Annotated in this window: 14 protein-coding genes and 1 other RNA gene; 8 read left to right on the forward strand and 7 right to left on the reverse strand. The window is 62.3% G+C overall.

Going from position 1 to position 17,653, the window contains the following annotated elements; all coding sequences use genetic code 11:
• Window positions 1–276: 276 nt before the first annotated feature.
• The 4 genes from dapB to grpE form a co-directional block, all read right to left on the reverse strand.
• The gene (gene dapB / locus AC3B5Q_RS22355) at window positions 277–1,080 is read right to left on the reverse strand and encodes a 4-hydroxy-tetrahydrodipicolinate reductase (RefSeq protein WP_003249933.1); all 804 of its coding nucleotides are present in this window, start codon (window positions 1,078–1,080) and stop codon (window positions 277–279) included.
• A gap of 13 nt (window positions 1,081–1,093) precedes the next feature.
• Window positions 1,094–2,221 (reverse strand): molecular chaperone DnaJ, encoded by a 1,128-nt coding sequence (gene dnaJ / locus AC3B5Q_RS22360; RefSeq protein WP_021784335.1) that lies wholly within the window; start codon window positions 2,219–2,221, stop codon window positions 1,094–1,096.
• A gap of 197 nt (window positions 2,222–2,418) precedes the next feature.
• A complete protein-coding gene (dnaK, locus tag AC3B5Q_RS22365) occupies window positions 2,419–4,344 on the reverse strand; it encodes a molecular chaperone DnaK (protein ID WP_010955366.1) in 1,926 nt (641 codons plus the stop codon).
• Window positions 4,345–4,445: 101 nt separating this feature from the next.
• The gene (grpE, locus tag AC3B5Q_RS22370; protein WP_010955367.1) at window positions 4,446–5,003 is read right to left on the reverse strand and encodes a nucleotide exchange factor GrpE; all 558 of its coding nucleotides are present in this window, start codon (window positions 5,001–5,003) and stop codon (window positions 4,446–4,448) included.
• Window positions 5,004–5,195: 192 nt separating this feature from the next.
• On the opposite strand from grpE, the gene recN reads away from it, so the two are divergent.
• Complete coding sequence (gene recN, locus AC3B5Q_RS22375) at window positions 5,196–6,869, forward strand: DNA repair protein RecN (protein ID WP_021784336.1); 1,674 nt, start codon at window positions 5,196–5,198, stop codon at window positions 6,867–6,869.
• A 189-nt stretch (window positions 6,870–7,058) separates the two neighbouring features.
• On the opposite strand, the gene fur is transcribed toward recN, so the two are convergent.
• Complete coding sequence (fur, locus tag AC3B5Q_RS22380; RefSeq protein WP_003249922.1) at window positions 7,059–7,463, reverse strand: ferric iron uptake transcriptional regulator; 405 nt, start codon at window positions 7,461–7,463, stop codon at window positions 7,059–7,061.
• 97 nt (window positions 7,464–7,560) lie between these two features.
• Here fur and AC3B5Q_RS22385 point away from each other — a divergent pair, with 97 nt between their 5' ends.
• Window positions 7,561–8,097: an outer membrane protein assembly factor BamE gene (locus AC3B5Q_RS22385; RefSeq protein WP_028697610.1), complete on the forward strand. Its 537-nt coding sequence runs from the start codon at window positions 7,561–7,563 to the stop codon at window positions 8,095–8,097.
• A 61-nt stretch (window positions 8,098–8,158) separates the two neighbouring features.
• On the opposite strand, the gene AC3B5Q_RS22390 is transcribed toward AC3B5Q_RS22385, so the two are convergent.
• Window positions 8,159–8,593: a type II toxin-antitoxin system RatA family toxin gene (locus tag AC3B5Q_RS22390; RefSeq protein WP_003249916.1), complete on the reverse strand. Its 435-nt coding sequence runs from the start codon at window positions 8,591–8,593 to the stop codon at window positions 8,159–8,161.
• 163 nt (window positions 8,594–8,756) lie between these two features.
• Here AC3B5Q_RS22390 and smpB point away from each other — a divergent pair, with 163 nt between their 5' ends.
• Window positions 8,757–9,239, forward strand: a complete 483-nt coding sequence (smpB, locus tag AC3B5Q_RS22395) for an SsrA-binding protein SmpB (protein ID WP_014592415.1) — start codon at window positions 8,757–8,759, stop codon at window positions 9,237–9,239.
• 275 nt (window positions 9,240–9,514) lie between these two features.
• On the opposite strand, the gene AC3B5Q_RS22400 is transcribed toward smpB, so the two are convergent.
• Window positions 9,515–10,282 (reverse strand): FCD domain-containing protein, encoded by a 768-nt coding sequence (locus AC3B5Q_RS22400; protein ID WP_021784338.1) that lies wholly within the window; start codon window positions 10,280–10,282, stop codon window positions 9,515–9,517.
• 257 nt (window positions 10,283–10,539) lie between these two features.
• Between AC3B5Q_RS22400 and AC3B5Q_RS22405 the strand changes: the two genes are divergently transcribed.
• From AC3B5Q_RS22405 to ssrA, 5 genes are all read left to right on the forward strand, one after another.
• Complete coding sequence (locus tag AC3B5Q_RS22405) at window positions 10,540–12,210, forward strand: lactate permease LctP family transporter (protein WP_053870479.1); 1,671 nt, start codon at window positions 10,540–10,542, stop codon at window positions 12,208–12,210.
• A gap of 62 nt (window positions 12,211–12,272) precedes the next feature.
• Window positions 12,273–13,418 (forward strand): FMN-dependent L-lactate dehydrogenase LldD, encoded by a 1,146-nt coding sequence (gene lldD / locus AC3B5Q_RS22410; protein ID WP_021784340.1) that lies wholly within the window; start codon window positions 12,273–12,275, stop codon window positions 13,416–13,418.
• Between the two features lie 75 nt (window positions 13,419–13,493).
• Window positions 13,494–16,304 (forward strand): FAD-binding and (Fe-S)-binding domain-containing protein, encoded by a 2,811-nt coding sequence (locus AC3B5Q_RS22415; RefSeq protein WP_274102054.1) that lies wholly within the window; start codon window positions 13,494–13,496, stop codon window positions 16,302–16,304.
• Between the two features lie 456 nt (window positions 16,305–16,760).
• Window positions 16,761–17,051 (forward strand): PA2433 domain-containing protein, encoded by a 291-nt coding sequence (locus AC3B5Q_RS22420; RefSeq protein ID WP_028697615.1) that lies wholly within the window; start codon window positions 16,761–16,763, stop codon window positions 17,049–17,051.
• A 99-nt stretch (window positions 17,052–17,150) separates the two neighbouring features.
• Window positions 17,151–17,542, forward strand: a transfer-messenger RNA (tmRNA) gene (gene ssrA, locus AC3B5Q_RS22425).
• Window positions 17,543–17,653: the final 111 nt, after the last annotated feature.

Below are 17,653 nucleotides of genomic sequence, written 5' to 3' on the forward strand. Positions count from 1 at the left end.
GCGGAGTGACGTATGGACACGTCACCCCGCTTTCATGTGCTGAATTCAATTCGCTGCGCGCTTTTAGTGGACACACTAAAGCTGTAGCTTACAGAAAAGTGTGTTTTCGGTCTACCGCGGATGTGCCTCTAAAACACATCAATGCGACAGACTGACATCTGTGTTGGCTTCTTCGCAGGCTCGCCCGCTCCCACAGGCCCACCACAAGCCACAAGACCCGCGCAATACCTGTGGGAGCGGGCAAGCCCGCGAAGCAGCCAGCACCGCCAGAACGGCTTAACGCAGCTCGAGCACATCCTGCATGTCGTACAGCCCCGGCTCGCGCCCATCCAGCCACAGCGCCGCACGCACGGCACCCTTGGCGAAGGTCATGCGGCTGGAGGCCTTGTGGGTGATTTCCAGGCGCTCGCCTTCGGCAGCGAACAATACGGTGTGATCGCCCACCACATCGCCGGCACGCACGGTAGCGAAACCGATGGTTTTGCGATCCCGCGCGCCGGTCTGCCCTTCACGGCCATACACGGCCACTTCCTGCAGATCACGGCCCAGCGCATTGGCAACCACTTCACCCATGCGCAGTGCAGTGCCCGACGGGGCATCGACCTTGTGCCGGTGGTGCGCCTCGATGATTTCGATATCGACATCATCACCCAGCACCCGCGCAGCCATATCCAGCAGCTTGAGGCTAAGGTTGACACCCACGCTGAAGTTGGCGGCGAACACGATTGGAATGTCCTTGCCAGCCTCAGCCAACAGCTGCTTCTCTTCGACTGTAAAACCGGTCGTGCCGATGATCATCGCCTTGCCGTGCTTGCGGCAGAACGCCAGGTTTTTCAGGGTCACCGAGGGGTGAGTGAAATCGATCAGCACATCGAACTCGTCGGCAACCTTGGCCAGGTCGTCGGACAACAGCACGCCAATTCGGCCAAGTGCCGCCAGCTCTCCGGCATCAGCCCCGACCAACGAGCTGTCAGGGCGATCGATCGCCGCGGTCAGCCCCGCACCTGGAGTTTGTTGCACGGCTTCGATGAGGGTTTTGCCCATCCGCCCCGCCGCGCCCATCACTGCAATACGTCGCATAACCTGTTCCTTGTCAGAGATCGCCGAAGAAGCGCTTCACACCATCGAACCAGCCGCTGGCCTTGGGCGAGTGGGAACTGTCGCCTTCCAGCGAATCACGCAGCTCTTCGAGCAACTCGCGCTGGCGACGGCTGAGGTTGACCGGGGTTTCTACGGCCACACGGCACAGCAGGTCACCCGCACCACCGCCACGCACCGGGGCAACACCCTTGCCACGCAGACGGAACTGCTTACCAGTCTGGGTGCCTTCCGGAATCCTCAGCTTCACACGACCATCCAGGGTCGGCACTTCCAGCTCGCCGCCCAGGGCAGCATCGGTGTAGCTGATCGGCACCTCACAGTACAGGTGCTTGCCATCACGCTGGAAGATTTCGTGCTCACGCACGCTGATCACCACGTACAGGTCGCCAGTCGGGCCACCATGAGTACCCGCCTCGCCCTCACCCGACAGACGGATGCGGTCGCCAGTATCGACACCTGCTGGCACCTTGACCGACAGCGTCTTGTACTCCTCGACACGCCCCTCACCGTGGCACGAATTGCACGGGTCGGTAATGATCTTGCCTTGGCCATGGCAGCGCGGGCAGGTCTGCTGCACCGAGAAGAAGCCTTGCTGCATGCGTACCTGACCGATGCCACCGCAAGTCGGGCAGGTTGACGGGGTCGAACCCTTCTTGGCACCGGAACCGTCGCAAGGCTGGCAGTTGACCAGGGTAGGCACGCGGATGCTGACCGTAGTGCCACGCACCGCTTCTTCCAAGTTCAGCTCCAGGGTGTAGCGCAGGTCGCTGCCGCGCTGGGCACCGCCTCGACCACCGCCGCGGCCGCCGCCACCGAAGAAGTCGCTGAACACATCACCGAAGATGTCGGAGAAGTTGGCACCACCAAAGCCGGCACCACCGCCACCCATGCTTGGGTCGACACCCGCATGGCCATACTGGTCGAAGGCCGCACGCTTGCTCGCGTCCGACAGCACTTCGTAGGCCTCGTTGGCCTCCTTGAACTTGTCTTCCGATTCTTTATCGCCCGGGTTGCGGTCCGGGTGATACTTCATCGCCAAACGGCGGTAAGCCTTCTTGAGGTCCGATTCAGTGGCGCCGCGCTCGACACCCAGGACCTCATAATAATCACGCTTGGACATAGGTCATTTGCACCTTGTTGGGCGTCTGGCATCTGCGCCACGCCATCAGCACCCGCCCGCTCCCCATAAGAGCCGCTGACAGATGCTGTAAAAATTCTCGAATTCCAGATACGCCAACGCGGGAGCAAGCCCCCGCGCGGCGACATCCTACCAGCTCACCGACAAACGACGGTGAACTGGCCGACAACATGCAGGGATTACTGCTTGTTGTTGTCTTTCACTTCTTCGAACTCGGCGTCAACCACGTCATCGTGCTTGGCTTCCGGCTCGGCCTGCTGCGCGCCACCCTGAGGCTGTTCAGCCGACTGCTCGGCGTACATCTTCTGGGCAACCGGGGCAGAGACCTTGGACAGCTCTTCTACCTTGGCGTCGATGGCAGCCTTGTCGTCGCCTTTGACAGCGGCTTCCAGAGCAACAACGGCGGCCTCAATGGCGGTTTTCTCTTCAGCGGTAACCTTGTCACCTGCGTCAGCGACCATCTTGCGGGTCGAGTGTACCAGCGCGTCACCCTGGTTACGGGCAGCAGCCAGCTCTTCGAACTTGCGGTCTTCCTCGGCGTTGGCCTCGGCGTCACGCACCATGCGCTCGATCTCTTCGTCCGACAGGCCGGAGTTGGCCTTGATCACGATCGACTGAGTCTTGCCGGTAGCCTTGTCTTTCGCGCCTACGTGCAGGATGCCGTTGGCGTCGATGTCGAAGGTCACTTCGATTTGCGGCACGCCACGCGGTGCTGGCGGAATGTCAGCCAGGTCGAATTTGCCCAGCGACTTGTTCTGCGCAGCCTGCTTACGCTCACCCTGCAGCACGTGAATGGTCACGGCGCTCTGGTTGTCGTCGGCAGTCGAGAACACCTGCGACTTCTTGGTCGGGATGGTGGTGTTCTTCTCGATCAGCGCGGTCATCACGCCGCCCATGGTTTCGATACCCAGGGTCAGCGGGCTGACGTCCAGCAGGAGTACGTCTTTCACGTCACCGGCCAGTACCGCACCCTGGATGGCAGCACCCATGGCAACGGCTTCGTCCGGGTTCACGTCCTTGCGCGCTTCCTTACCGAAGAAGTCGGCAACTTCTTTCTGCACCAGCGGCATGCGGGTCTGACCGCCGACCAGGATCACGTCGTCGATCTTGCTGGCGTCGATGCCGGCGTCTTTCAGGGCGATACGGCAAGGCTCGATGGTACGCTTGACCAGGTCTTCGACCAGCGACTCCAGCTTGGCGCGGGAGATCTTCACGTTCAGGTGCTTAGGACCGGTGGCATCTGCAGTGATGTACGGCAGGTTGACGTCGGTCGACTGAGCGGACGACAGCTCGATCTTGGCTTTTTCTGCGGCTTCTTTCAGGCGCTGCAGGGCCAGAGGATCGTTCTTCAGGTCCATGCCCGACTCTTTCTTGAACTCGTCGACAAGGTAGTCGATCAGGCGCATGTCGAAGTCTTCGCCACCCAGGAAGGTGTCGCCGTTGGTAGCCAGTACTTCGAACTGGTGCTCACCGTCGACTTCGGCGATTTCGATGACCGAAACGTCGAAGGTACCACCACCCAGGTCATAAACGATGACAGTGTGGTCGCCCTTGGCCTTGTCCATGCCGTAAGCCAGCGCAGCGGCAGTCGGCTCGTTGATGATGCGTTTTACGTCCAGGCCAGCGATGCGGCCGGCGTCTTTGGTCGCCTGACGCTGGCTGTCGTTGAAGTAGGCCGGAACGGTGATGACCGCTTCGGTTACGGGCTCGCCGAGGTAGTCTTCGGCGGTTTTCTTCATTTTCTTCAGGACTTCGGCGCTGATTTGCGGCGGAGCCATTTCCTTGCCAGCAGCCTCGACCCAGGCGTCACCGTTGTTTGCCTTGACGATCTTGTACGGCACCAGCTTGATGTCTTTCTGCACGACATCTTCTTCGAAGCGGCGGCCAATCAGGCGCTTCACTGCGAACAGGGTGTTGTGCGGGTTGGTGACGGCCTGGCGCTTGGCCGACTGGCCAACCAGGATTTCGCCATCGTTGGCGTAGGCCACGATCGAAGGGGTAGTACGCGCACCTTCGGCGTTTTCGATGACTTTGACGTTACCGTTTTCCAGAATGGAGACGCACGAGTTGGTGGTCCCCAGGTCGATACCGATGATTTTACCCATGTTAACTCTCCCGAAACTTGAATTTGGTAGCAGCGACTACTTTGGCCAACTGCGGTAATACTTGAAGGCTTGACACCTAGATGGGGATGCCCGGAAGGATTTCAAGCCTTTTCATTGATCGAGGGTTGCGCCGCGCTCGGCGCCTTGCTGACCACCACCATGGCGGGGCGCAGCAGGCGGCCGTTCAGCAGGTAACCCTTCTGGAACACGTTCAGCACGCTGTTTGGCTCGACCTCGGCGTTTTCCTGCATGGCCATGGCCTGGTGGTGCTCAGGGTTGAACGGCTGGCCGTGCGGGTCGACCGCTTCAAGGTTGTAGCGCTTGAGCGTGTCCTGGAACATCTTCAGGGTCAGCTCGACACCCTCGCGGATCTGCTTGACGTGCTCATCGTCGGCACTGGAGTGAGCCAGGGCCAGCTCCAGGCTGTCGATCACCGGCAGCAAGTCGCTGGAGAACTTCTCCAGGGCGAACTTGTGGGCTTTTTCCACGTCCTGCTCGGCACGACGGCGTACGTTCTGCAGGTCGGCAACGGCGCGCAGCGCCTGGTCCTTGGCTGCGGCCAGCTGTTCCTCGAGCTCCAGAACACGGGTATCAGCTGCATTGCCTGCACCGGTTTCTTCCACGTTAAGGTCTTTCTCGTTCAGCTGCTCATCAGCCATGGGGTCTCTCCTGCGCAATTTTGTGGACTGCGAGCCAGGCTCGCCTTGGATGTCGGCTATATGGGGCCGGAAAAACCAGGTTCAAGGGGCAAGGTGGTTTTCAAGGCTGCAACAGAATCTGCGAAGGGGCATTGGCAGGCCTGAAAAAAGTACTGTATAAATAACCAGACCTGACTTCCGGGAGCCGCCCCCATGCTGGTGCACCTGTCCATTCACAACTACGCCATCGTCGAGCACCTCGACCTCGAAATCGCCCGTGGCATGTCCGTCATCACCGGCGAGACCGGTGCCGGCAAATCGATCATGCTCGACGCCCTCGGCCTTGCCCTGGGCGACCGCGCCGACAGCGGCGTGGTGCGCCCCGGCACCGACAAGGCAGACATCCTGGCCACCTTCGACCTGGTGGACATTCCCGAAGCGCATACCTGGCTGGCCGAGCGCGACCTGGACAACGAAGGCCTGTGCATCTTGCGCCGGGTGATCACCGCCGAAGGCCGCAGCCGCGGCTACATCAACGGCACGCCCTGCCCGCTCGGCGACCTCAAGGCGCTGGGCGAGCTGCTGATCGATATCCACAGCCAGCACGAGCACCAGTCACTGCTCAAGACCGACACCCACCGCCGCCTGCTTGACGAATATGCCGGCGCCGTCGACCTGGCCCGCCAGGTCCAGCTTGCAGCCAAGCGCTGGAACCAGACCCGCCTGGAGCTGGAGCGCCTGTCCAACTCGGGCGACGAGCAGCGCGCCCGCCACCAGTTGCTCAGTTACCAACTGGAAGAACTGGACAACCTCGGCCTGGGCGAGCACGAACTGGAGCAGCTGGAACAGGAACACAAGAACCTGACCAGCGCCGAAGCCCTGTTCGGCATCTGCCGCCAGGTTATCGACCAATGCAGCGAGAGCGATTCGGGCAATGTGCTCAGCGCCCTCACCTCCAGCCTCAACCGCCTGGGTGCCGCCACCAACTCGCCCAAGGCGCTGAGCGAAGCGGCCAACCTGATTGCCAGCGCGCAGATCCAGGTTGAAGAAGCCGTGGGCGAACTCAACCGCTTCCTCGACAACTTCGACGCCGACCCGATGCGCCTGCAAGCCCTGGAAGAGCGCCTGGATACCATCTATACCCTGGCACGCAAACACCGGGTGCATCCCACCGAACTGCCCCACCTGCAACAGCAATTGATGGAAGAGCTGGAAGGCCTTAATGCCAGCGACGAGTCGATCGAGCGGCTGGGCGAAGAGCTTGGCGCCTTTGCCCAGCACTATAAAGAGAAAGCCCGTGAGCTCAGCGGCCTGCGCCAGCAGGCGGCGCAGCAGCTGGCGGGCGCGGTGGAGCAGGAAATCCAGCGTCTGGGCATGCCTGGCGGTCGCTTCTGCATAGAGCTGACACCCAACGAAGGCACAGACCTGTCACCCCATGGCCTGGAGCAGATCGAACTGCTGGTCAGTGCCAACCCGGGCCAGCCGCTCAAGGGCCTGGCAAAGGTGGCGTCGGGTGGCGAACTGTCGCGTATCAGCCTGGCGATCCAGGTCATTACCGCGCAGACCTCGCGCATTCCTACCCTGGTGTTCGACGAAGTCGACGTGGGTATTGGCGGGCCCACGGCAGAAATCGTCGGCCAATTGCTGCGGCGCCTGGGCGAGCGCGGGCAGGTACTGACCGTGACCCACCTGCCGCAGGTGGCGGCGCAGGGGCATCACCATTTGTTCGTGCACAAGGTGCGCAACAGCGACACCACCCACACCGCCGTGGCTAGCCTTGGCAAGCGTGAGCGCGTGGAAGAAGTGGCGCGGATGCTCGGCGGCATCGACCTGACCAAGGAGTCCCTGGCCCATGCACGCAAGATGGTGGTGAGCGGCAAGGCCTGACCCCTTCTTTTCCAGGACGATTCGCGGGCACGCCCGCTCCCACAGGGTGATCACAGGATCTGAAACCTGAGGTGTACCTGTGGGAGCGGGCGCGCCCGCGAAGAGGCCGGCACGGACAACAAATCTTTTAGCCCCAGAAAGCACAAAGGCGACCCGAAGGTCGCCTTTGCTATCCATAACGAAAAATCGTTACTTCTTCTTACGCACGTACAGGACCAGATTGTGGTCCACCAGCTCGAAGCCATGCTCGGCCACGATTTCGCGCTGGCGCTTCTCGATCTCGGCATCCATGAATTCGATGACTTCACTGGTATCCACGTTCACCATGTGGTCGTGGTGACCGCCATCGGCCAGTTCGAACACTGCATGACCGCCGTCGAAGTTGTGGCGAACCACCAGACCCGCCGCCTCGAACTGGGTCAGCACGCGATAGACGGTGGCCAGGCCTACGTCCTCGCCAGCCTCCATCAGCGCCTTGTAGACATCCTCTGCACTCATGTGACGCTGCTCGGTAGAGTCGAGCATCTGAAGGATCTTGACTCGAGGCAGGGTCACCTTGAGACCGGCTTTGCGCAATTCGCTATTTTCAACCATGGTCAGCTTTCTCGCCGATGCTGCTTCGCAGCTTCTCTTAATACGGGTATGATCGGGGTTTACGTTGTCCAGCCAAGATAGTGGAAGTCGCCCACCGATGCAAAACACCAAGCTCTTGCTAACCAGCCTCACCCTAGTGGGACTGCTCGCACTCGCCGGTTGCTCGTTTCCCGGGGTTTACAAAATCGACATCCAGCAGGGCAATGTCGTCACGCAAGACATGATAGACCAATTACGCCCGGGAATGACCCGCCGGCAAGTAAGGTTTATCATGGGCAACCCGCTGATTCAGGACACTTTCAACACCAATCGCTGGGATTACCTGTACAGCCTGCAGCCTGGTGGCGGTAAGCGCCAGCAAGAACGCATGAGTGTATTTTTCAACGAAAGCGATCAACTGGTCAGCCTGTCTGGCGACTTCATGCCAGGCGTCAGCCGCGATCAGGAAATCCTCGGTGGCAGCAGCGACACCACCGTCAGCCCGGCCACCGAGCCAGGCCAGACCGAACAACCGGCAGCGCAGCCTGAAGAAAAACCGGCCAAGCCAGGTTCGACCGAAGAGGCAATCCAGCGCGAGATCGACACCATCGAGACCACCCCGGTCCCGACCCCCGCACCGCTGGAAACCCGCTAAGCGGGAAGAGCAGATGCAAAAAAGCCCGGACCTGGTCCGGGCTTTTTTTGCGCCTTATCCGTCAGGCATTCAGTTGCTTGGCACGCTGGCAGAACGCATCGACCAGCGTATTCGCCGCCTGATTGAATAGCGGGCCCAACGTGGCGCGCACAATCGGCCCGGCGTAATCGAAGGACAGGTCCAGGCTGATCTTGCAGGCCTTTTCACCCAGTGGCTTGAACACCCAAACACCATGCAGCTGGGTGAATGGCCCTTCTTCGAGGTTCATCTCGATGGACTGCCCCGGCACCAGCACGTTACGCGTAACGAAGTGCTGACTCATGCCACCCTTGGCCACTTCGAGCTTGGCACGCATGTGTGTATCGCTGGTTTCGATCACCGTCGAGGCCGAGCACCACGGCAAAAACTCAGGGTAGCTGGCCACATCGTTGACCAGATCGTAAAGCGCCTGGGCGGGGTATGGCAGCAGGGCGGAGCGTTGAATATGGGTAGTCATCCAGGCGTCACTTCCAAGGCTGGGTGGCGACGCTTCGCAGCGTGCCGAAAACAGGTTCTGTGCGTATGACAGGGTTTGTATTGTCCGGTATTCATTCCAGTGGCTCAAGCACACCGAAATCCCATAGCGGACGACGCGCGGACTTGCCTATAATGCCGCCCCTATGGCTAAGCAAAAAAAACATCCGACCGGGACCATCGCGCAAAACAAGAAAGCGCGACACGATTACTTCATCGAACACAAGTTCGAGGCCGGGCTGGTCCTGTCCGGCTGGGAAGTAAAAAGCCTGCGAGCCGGCAAGGCGCACCTGACTGACAGCTACGTGCTGCTCAAGGACGGTGAAGCCTGGCTGTTCGGCAGCCACATCACCCCGCTGACCACGGCCAGCACCCACGTCATCGCCGACCCTACACGCACCCGCAAGCTGCTGCTGAACAAGCGCGAGCTAGAGCGCGTGGAAGCGGCCGTGGCGCAAAAAGGCTACACCTGTGTGGCTTTGGCGCTGTACTGGAGCAAGCACCTGATCAAGTGCGAAATCGCACTGGGCAAGGGCAAGAAGGAATTCGACAAGCGCGACACCATGCGCGAACGCGATTCCAACCGCGAGCTGCAGCGGGCTGTGCGGAACAAGGGCAAGGAAGACTAATTGGTCTCTAGCCTGTTCCGGCCTCTTCGCGGGTAAACCCGCTCCCACAGGAAGAGCACCAGATTCAAGCCCGGCGCCTATCCTGTGGGAGCTGCCTCTTCGCGGGCACGCCCGCTCCCACAGGAAGGGCACCGGATTCAAGCCCGGCGCCATCCTGTGGAAGCGGCCTCTTCGCGGGCACGCCCGCTCCCAAAGGAAGGGCACCAGATTCAAGCCCGGCGCCTATCCTGTGGGCGGGCTTGCCCGCGAAGAGGCAGGTACTGCCCATAAAAGTCTCAGCGCCCGCTGCGCCGCTCCGCCCGCGCCACCCGCTGGGCTTCCTCGTGCGCTTCTTCCAGCACCTCCTGCACATACAAAATGTGCCGGCTGGACACCTCCCGCGCATCCTCCGCCCTGCCCTCGACAATCGCCAGGTACAGTTCCCGGTGCTGACTGATCAGCATGTCACGGGTTTCGGTGCGCTGCTGGTACATGCCGCCGATGTTGGTCACCACGTTGCGCTTGAGCAGGTCGAACAACCCCCGGATGGTGTGCAGCAACACCGCGTTATGGCTGGCCTCGGCGATCGCCAGGTGGAAGCGCGCATCAGCCGCGCCCTCCTCCGCACGGGTTACCTCGTCGAACCTGGCATAGCAGTCCTGCAGCGTATCGAAGGCCGCCTTCAAGCGCGCCCGGTCCGGCTCGGTGGCACGCTGGGCAGCGTAGTAGGCACAGGACGCCTCCAGGGTATGGCGAAACTCGAGCAGGTCACGCTGCGCTTCGGCACTGTGCTCGAGCAACTGCAGCAACGGGTCGCTGAAGGTGGACCCCAACGACTCCGCCACAAAATTGCCCCCGCCCTGACGGCTGACCAGCAGCCCCTTGGCCACCAGCTTCTGGATCGCCTCACGCAGTGACGGGCGGGACACACCAAACTGCTCGGCCAGGACGCGCTCGGCCGGCAGCCGCTGCCCCGAGGTCAGCGTGCCTTCCAGAATCATCCCTTCCAGCCGATCGACAATGTCGTCGGACAGGCGCCGCTGGCGTACCTGATCAAAAACCATCACATGCTCTCCACAAACCCCCGGGCAAATGTCAGGGGGTGTCTATTCTCGCCGATCCAGGCCACGCAAACACCCATCAAGCCGCGATTTTCCCAGCACATCAGATGCCCGCTCATCGGTACGCGACCAAAGTTTTGCACAGGACAAATTGACACACCCACGACAGCGCTTTTAACCTAGCGTCCAGACATTGTAAATTGGTCTTACCAATTATCCAATGCCAGTGCCTGACCAACAACAATTAGGGGCCACCCCATATGCAAACCTGGCAACAACTCTATACCCCGCTTGGTAGTCTCGGCCTGTCCGCACTGGCGGCGGTCATCCCTATCGTGTTCTTCTTCCTGGCCCTCGCCGTGTTCCGCCTCAAGGGCCACGTAGCGGGCAGCATCACCCTCGCGCTGTCGATCCTGGTGGCGATCTTCGCCTTCCAGATGCCTGTCGACATGGCCCTCGCCGCCGCGGGTTACGGCTTCCTCTACGGCCTCTGGCCAATTGCCTGGATCATCGTTGCCGCGGTGTTCCTGTACAAACTCACGGTCAAGAGCGGCCAGTTCGAAGTGATCCGCAGCTCGGTGCTGTCGATTACCGACGACCAGCGCCTGCAAGTGCTGTTGATCGGCTTCTGCTTCGGCGCCTTCCTCGAAGGTGCGGCGGGCTTTGGCGCACCGGTGGCCATCACTGCCGCACTGCTGGTGGGCCTGGGCTTCAACCCGCTGTACGCTGCCGGCCTGTGCCTGATCGCCAACACCGCGCCAGTGGCCTTCGGCGCCCTGGGCATCCCGATCATCGTGGCCGGCCAGGTTACCGGTATCGACGCCTTCCACATCGGCGCCATGACCGGCCGCCAGCTGCCGTTGCTGTCGCTGTTCGTGCCGTTCTGGCTGGTGTTCATGATGGACGGCCTGCGTGGTGTGAAGGAAACCTGGCCTGCCGCCCTGGTCGCCGGCCTGAGCTTTGCCGTCACCCAGTACTTCACCTCGAACTTCATCGGCCCGGAACTGCCAGACATCACCTCGGCACTGGCCAGCCTGATCTGCCTCACCCTGTTCCTGAAAGTCTGGCAGCCCAAGCGCGCGTTCAGCGAGGCCAAAGGCAGTGTCGGCGCAGCCGTTGTGCAGCCAAGCGGCAGCCAGCCTAGCCCGTACAGCTTTGGCGAGATCTTCAAGGCCTGGTCACCGTTCCTGATCCTCACCGTGCTGGTCACCATCTGGACCCTGAAGCCGTTCAAGGCGGCTTTCGCTCCGGGCGGCGCGATGTACAACTTCGTGTTCAACTTCGCCATCCCGCACCTCGACCAACTGGTGATCAAGACCGCACCGATCGTTGCCGCGCCAACCGCCATGCCAGCGGTGTTCAAGCTCGACCCGATCTCCGCCACCGGCACCGCGATCTTCCTCTCGGCGCTGATCTCGATGGCGGTGCTGAAGATCAATTTCAAAACTGGTCTTACCACTTTCAAAGAAACCTTCTGGGAACTGCGCTGGCCAATTCTGTCGATCGGCATGGTGTTGGCTTTTGCCTTCGTCACCAACTACTCGGGCATGTCCTCGACCATGGCCCTGGTGTTGGCCGGTACCGGCGCCGCGTTCCCGTTCTTCTCGCCGTTCCTCGGCTGGCTGGGCGTGTTCCTGACCGGCTCGGACACCTCGTCCAACGCCCTGTTCAGCTCGCTGCAGGCCACCACCGCGCACCAGATCGGGGTCAACGACACCCTGCTGGTGGCAGCCAACACCAGCGGCGGCGTAACCGGCAAGATGATCTCGCCGCAATCGATCGCCGTGGCCTGCGCCGCTACCGGCCTGGTCGGCAAGGAATCCGACCTGTTCCGCTTCACCGTCAAGCACAGCCTGTTCTTCGCCACCATCGTCGGCCTGATCACCCTGATCCAGGCTTACTGGCTGACCGGCATGCTGGTTCATCACTAAAGTGAAAGGGGCCGGGCGCCATAGCGCGCCCGGCACTCCCACAAGCAACGCTGCGAGAATCCATGATCATTTCTGCCTCTACCGACTATCGCGCCGCGGCCCAACGCAAGCTGCCCCCCTTCCTGTTCCACTACGCTGACGGCGGCGCCTACGCCGAGCACACCCTGCGCCACAACGTGTCGGACCTGGCCGGCATCGCCCTGCGCCAGCGCGTGCTGAACAACATGTCCGAGCTCAGCCTGGAAACCAAGCTGTTCGACGAAACCCTGAGCATGCCGGTGGCCCTGGCCCCGGTCGGCCTCACCGGCATGTACGCCCGCCGTGGCGAAGTGCAGGCGGCGCGCGCGGCAGCCGCCCATGGCATCCCGTTCACCATGTCTACCGTGTCGGTGTGCCCGATCGAAGAAGTGGCGCCCGCCATCGACCGGCCAATGTGGTTCCAGCTGTATGTGCTCAAGGACCGCGGCTTCATGCGCAATGCCCTGGAGCGCGCCAAGGCCGCTGGCGTCAAGACCCTGGTGTTCACCGTCGACATGCCCGTGCCCGGTGCCCGCTACCGCGACGCCCACTCTGGCATGAGCGGCAAGAACGGCCCGCTGCGCCGCGTGCTGCAAGCCATGACCCACCCCGAGTGGGCATGGGATGTGGGCGTGATGGGCCGCCCGCATGACCTGGGCAACATCTCCAAATACCGTGGCAACCCCACCGGCCTTGCCGACTACATCGGCTGGCTGGGCAACAACTTCGACCCGTCCATTTCCTGGAAAGACCTGGAGTGGATCCGTGAGTTCTGGGACGGCCCGATGATCATCAAGGGCATTCTCGATGCCGATGACGCCCGCGATGCGGTCAAGTTCGGTGCCGACGGTATCGTGGTGTCCAACCACGGCGGCCGCCAGCTCGACGGCGTGCTGTCCAGCGCCCGCGCCCTGCCGGCAATTGCCGACGCGGTCAAAGGCGACCTGAAGATTCTGGCCGACTCGGGCATTCGCAGTGGCCTGGACGTGGTGCGCATGATCGCCCTGGGTGCCGACACCGTCCTGATCGGCCGCGCCTTCCTCTATGCCCTTGCCGTGCATGGCCAGGCCGGCGTGAAAAACCTGCTTGAGCTGTTCGAAAAGGAAATGCGCGTGGCCATGGTGCTGACCGGTGCCAAGTCGATCAGCGAGATCACCCGCGACTCGCTGGTACGCGAACTGGGCGCCTGAACGCCTGCAAGAACCACCGCCTGAATGACCCGGGGCATGTAGCGCACAGACGCCACAGCCCCGCGAGGAGACTGCATGAGCCTGCCCGCCGCGTTCCTGCGTGATGCCGAGCGCCTGATCCCCGCCGAACGCCGCTTCGACGACCCCACCTCCACCCTGGCCTTCGGCACCGACGCCAGCTTCTACCGCTTGATCCCCAAGCTGGTGGTGCGCGTCGAGTCCGAGGACGAAGTGGTTGGCCTGATCAAACTGGCCCAGCGCGAGCGCGTGCCGGTCACCTTCCGCGCTGCCGGTACCAGCCTGTCTGGCCAGGCCATCAGCGACTCGGTGCTGATCGTGCTCGGCGATAACTGGAACGGCCGCGAAATCCGTCGCCAGGGCGAGCAGATTCGCCTGCAACCCGGCGTGATCGGCGCCCAGGCCAACGCCTGGCTGGCCCCCTTCGGGCGCAAGATTGGCCCAGACCCGGCCTCGATCAACGCCTGCAAGATCGGCGGCATCGTCGCCAACAACGCCAGTGGCATGTGCTGCGGCACCGCGCAGAACACCTACCACACCCTGGCGGGCCTGCGCCTGGTGCTGGCTGACGGCACCCGCCTGGACAGCGAAGACCCGGCCAGCGTCGCCGCCTTCGAAAGCAGCCACGCCGAACTGCTGGAAGCTCTGGCCCGCCTGGGCCGCGAAACCCGCGCCAACACCGCGCTGGCCGAACGCATCCGGCACAAATACAGGCTGAAGAACACCACGGGCCTGTCACTGAACGCACTGGTGGACTACGACCAGCCGCTCGACATTTTGCAGCACCTGCTGGTCGGCTCCGAAGGCACCCTGGGCTTCATCAGCGCCGTCACGTACGACACCGTGCCCGACCACCCGCACAAGGCAAGCGCCCTGCTGGTGTTCCCCAGCGTCGAAAGCTGCTGCCGCGCGGTACCCGTGCTCAAGCAGCAGCCGGTTTCTGCCGTGGAACTGCTCGACCGCCGCAGCCTGCGCTCGGTGCAGAACATGCCCGGCATGCCGCTGTGGGTAAAAGGCCTGTCGGACAATGCCTGTGCCCTGCTGATCGAATCCCGCGCCGCCAGCCAAAGCCTGCTGCACGAGCAACTGCAGCAGATCATGGCCTCGATCGCCGACTTCCCCCTGGAACAGCAGGTGGACTTCAGCGAAGACCCGGCCGTGTACAACCAGCTGTGGAAAATCCGCAAGGACACCTTCCCCGCCGTCGGTGCCGTGCGCCAGACCGGCACCACGGTCATCATCGAAGACGTGACCTTCCCCGTCGAGCAACTGGCCGAAGGCGTCAACCGCCTGATCCAGCTGTTCGACAAGCACCACTATGACGAAGCGATCATTTTCGGCCACGCGCTGGAAGGCAACCTGCATTTCGTCTTTACCCAGGGGTTCAACAGCGCCGAAGAAGTCGCCCGTTACCAGGCGTTCATGGACGACGTGGCGCAGCTGGTGGCGGTGGAGTTTGGCGGCTCGCTCAAGGCCGAGCACGGCACCGGGCGCAACATGGCGCCCTTCGTGGAGCTGGAATGGGGGCACGACGCCTACCAGCTGATGTGGAAGCTCAAGCGCCTGCTCGACCCCAACGGCATCCTCAACCCCGACGTGGTGTTGAGCGACGACCCGGATATCCACCTGAAAAACCTCAAGCCGCTGCCTGCTGCCGACGAAATCGTCGACAAGTGCATCGAGTGCGGCTTCTGCGAACCGGTGTGCCCGTCCAAGGGCCTGACCCTCAGCCCACGCCAGCGCATCGTCATGTGGCGTGACATCCAGGCCAAGCAACGCGCCGGCATCGATACCCGCGCACTGATGCAAAGCTACCAGTACCAGGGCATCGACACCTGCGCCGCTACCGGCCTATGCGCCCAGCGCTGCCCGGTCGGCATCAACACCGGCGAGCTGGTGAAGAAACTGCGCAGCCAGGCCGCCGAGCACGCTAAAACCGCCGACTGGCTGGCCGAGCATTTCCACACTGCCCTAAGCGGTGCGCGCCTGACCCTGACCGCCGCCAATACCGCACGCAAGCTGCTTGGCGCCCCGCGCCTGGGCCGCCTGAGCGCCTCGCTGAGCAAAGCCAGCAAAGGCCGCCTGCCCCAATGGACCCCGGCCATGCCGCAACCGCTGCGCCCACTGGCCTTCGGCGCCACCAGCAACGACGCCCGCCCCCGCGTGGTGTACCTGGCTGCCTGCGTCTCCCGGGTAATGGGCCCGGCCTATGCCGACCGCGAGCAAAGCTCGCTGCTGGACAAAACCCGCGCCCTACTGGAAAAGGCCGGTTACCAAGTGGTGTTCCCCGACAACGCCGACAGCCTGTGCTGCGGCCAGCCGTTCGCCTCCAAGGGCTACCCCGAGCAGGCCGAACACAAGCGCCAGGAGCTGATCACCGCCCTGCTGCACGCCAGCCGCGGCGGCCTCGACCCGATCTATTGCGATACCAGCCCCTGCACCCTGCGCCTGGTGCAGGACCTGGGCGACACCCGGCTGGACCTGTACGACCCGGTGCGCTTCATCCGCACTCACTTGCTCGACCGGCTGGAGTTCACCCCCCAGGACGAACCGGTAGCCGTGCACGTAACCTGCAGCACCCAGCACCTGGGCGAAAGCCAGGCCTTGATCGACCTGGCGCGGCGCTGCAGCAAACAGGTGGTGATTCCGGAAGGCATTCATTGCTGCGGGTTTGCCGGTGACAAAGGCTTTACCACCCCCGAGCTGAACGCCCACTCGCTGCGCAGCCTGAAGGACGCCGTGCAGTATTGCAGCGAAGGTATTTCCACCAGCCGCACCTGCGAGATTGGCCTGTCGAGCCACAGTGGTATCGACTATCACGGTTTGGTTTACCTGGTAGACCGCGTCACCCGGCCGCGCAGTATTTAGGGCGGGGGGGGTTCGCCGTGGGGGTCGTTCGCCGTGGGGGGTGTGGCGCCTGGGAGATCGAGCGCCGCCCGCGCGGCGCATCGCGAGCTGCGCTCGCTCCTACGTTTGTTTCGGGCCAGTTATGCCTGTGACAGGCGCGCGCGACCGCCTTGTTTGTACGACGCGATATCGCGCCATGCCTGTGACAGCCGCGCGCGACCGCCTTGTTTGTACGACGCGATATCGCGTCATGCGCCAAGGGGATCGCGCGCAATTCCCCCAGGAATAATTGGCCCGAAACAAACGTAGGAGCGAGCGCAGCTCGCGATGCGCCGCGCGGGCGGCGCTCGATCTCCCAGGCCCCGAACATCCCACGCCGAGCACCTGCCCCCCCCCACACATCCCGATTGAACCCCCGCCAATCCCCCACAGTCCACCTTACAGGCCCACCTTCCAGAGGCCCCAGAGGAGACACCCATGAAAGGTACCGCACTTTCGGCCCTGTTCGCGGCCGCCACCCTGCTGGCTTCGCCGGTGTTCGCCGCCGAAGACCTCTGCACCACCAACCTGCAAAAAATCGACAACAGCATGGCCACCGCCGGCGCCACCTCCGAGGGCCTGGACAAGGCCATCACCGAGCACGTCGACAAAGCCAAGGCCGCCCAGGCCTCGGGCGACACCAAGGAGTGCATCGCCATTACCAGCAAAGTGCTGGAGCGCCTGGAAAAAACCGAGAAAGGCAGCAGTAGCGGCAACGGCGGCGCATAAGCCCCAAAGCGGGCGACTGGACCGGCTGTCGACGTCGCCCGCGCAATGGCGTATACTCCGTCCTACGCGCCGTAAGGTGCGTTAGCCAAGAGCTAGTGCGGGGCCGATTAGGATTCGACGCCGGTAGCGAAACTCTAGGTGCATGCCGAGTTGGTAACAGAACTCGTAAATCCACTGTTGCAACTTCTATAGTTGCCAATGACGAAACCTACGGCGAGGAATCCTACGCTCTCGCAGCGTAAGTGACCTTTGCTTCTGGTAGCTTCGGCTCCAGCAATCACTAGGGGATGCCTGTAAACCCGAAATGATTGTCATACAGAACAGGATCGTCGCGTAGCACGTTGTGGGCGAAGTGACTAAAACTTACACAACTCATCCAAAGCACCCTGCCCGTCGGGCGGCTGCGGATTAAATCAGTAGACACGGCTAAGCATGTAGTACCGACAGCGGAGTACTGGCGGACGGGGGTTCAAATCCCCCCGGCTCCACCAAATGATCAATCAAAGACGTCCACGGACGTCTTTTTTTGTCCCTGCGATCCAGTAAATACGCGGCTTCCAGCGCTTTTGCGGTCTTTTGAGTGTTTTGCAGTTCCAGCCATT

This window comes from Pseudomonas sp. D5(2026), assembly GCF_057766845.1.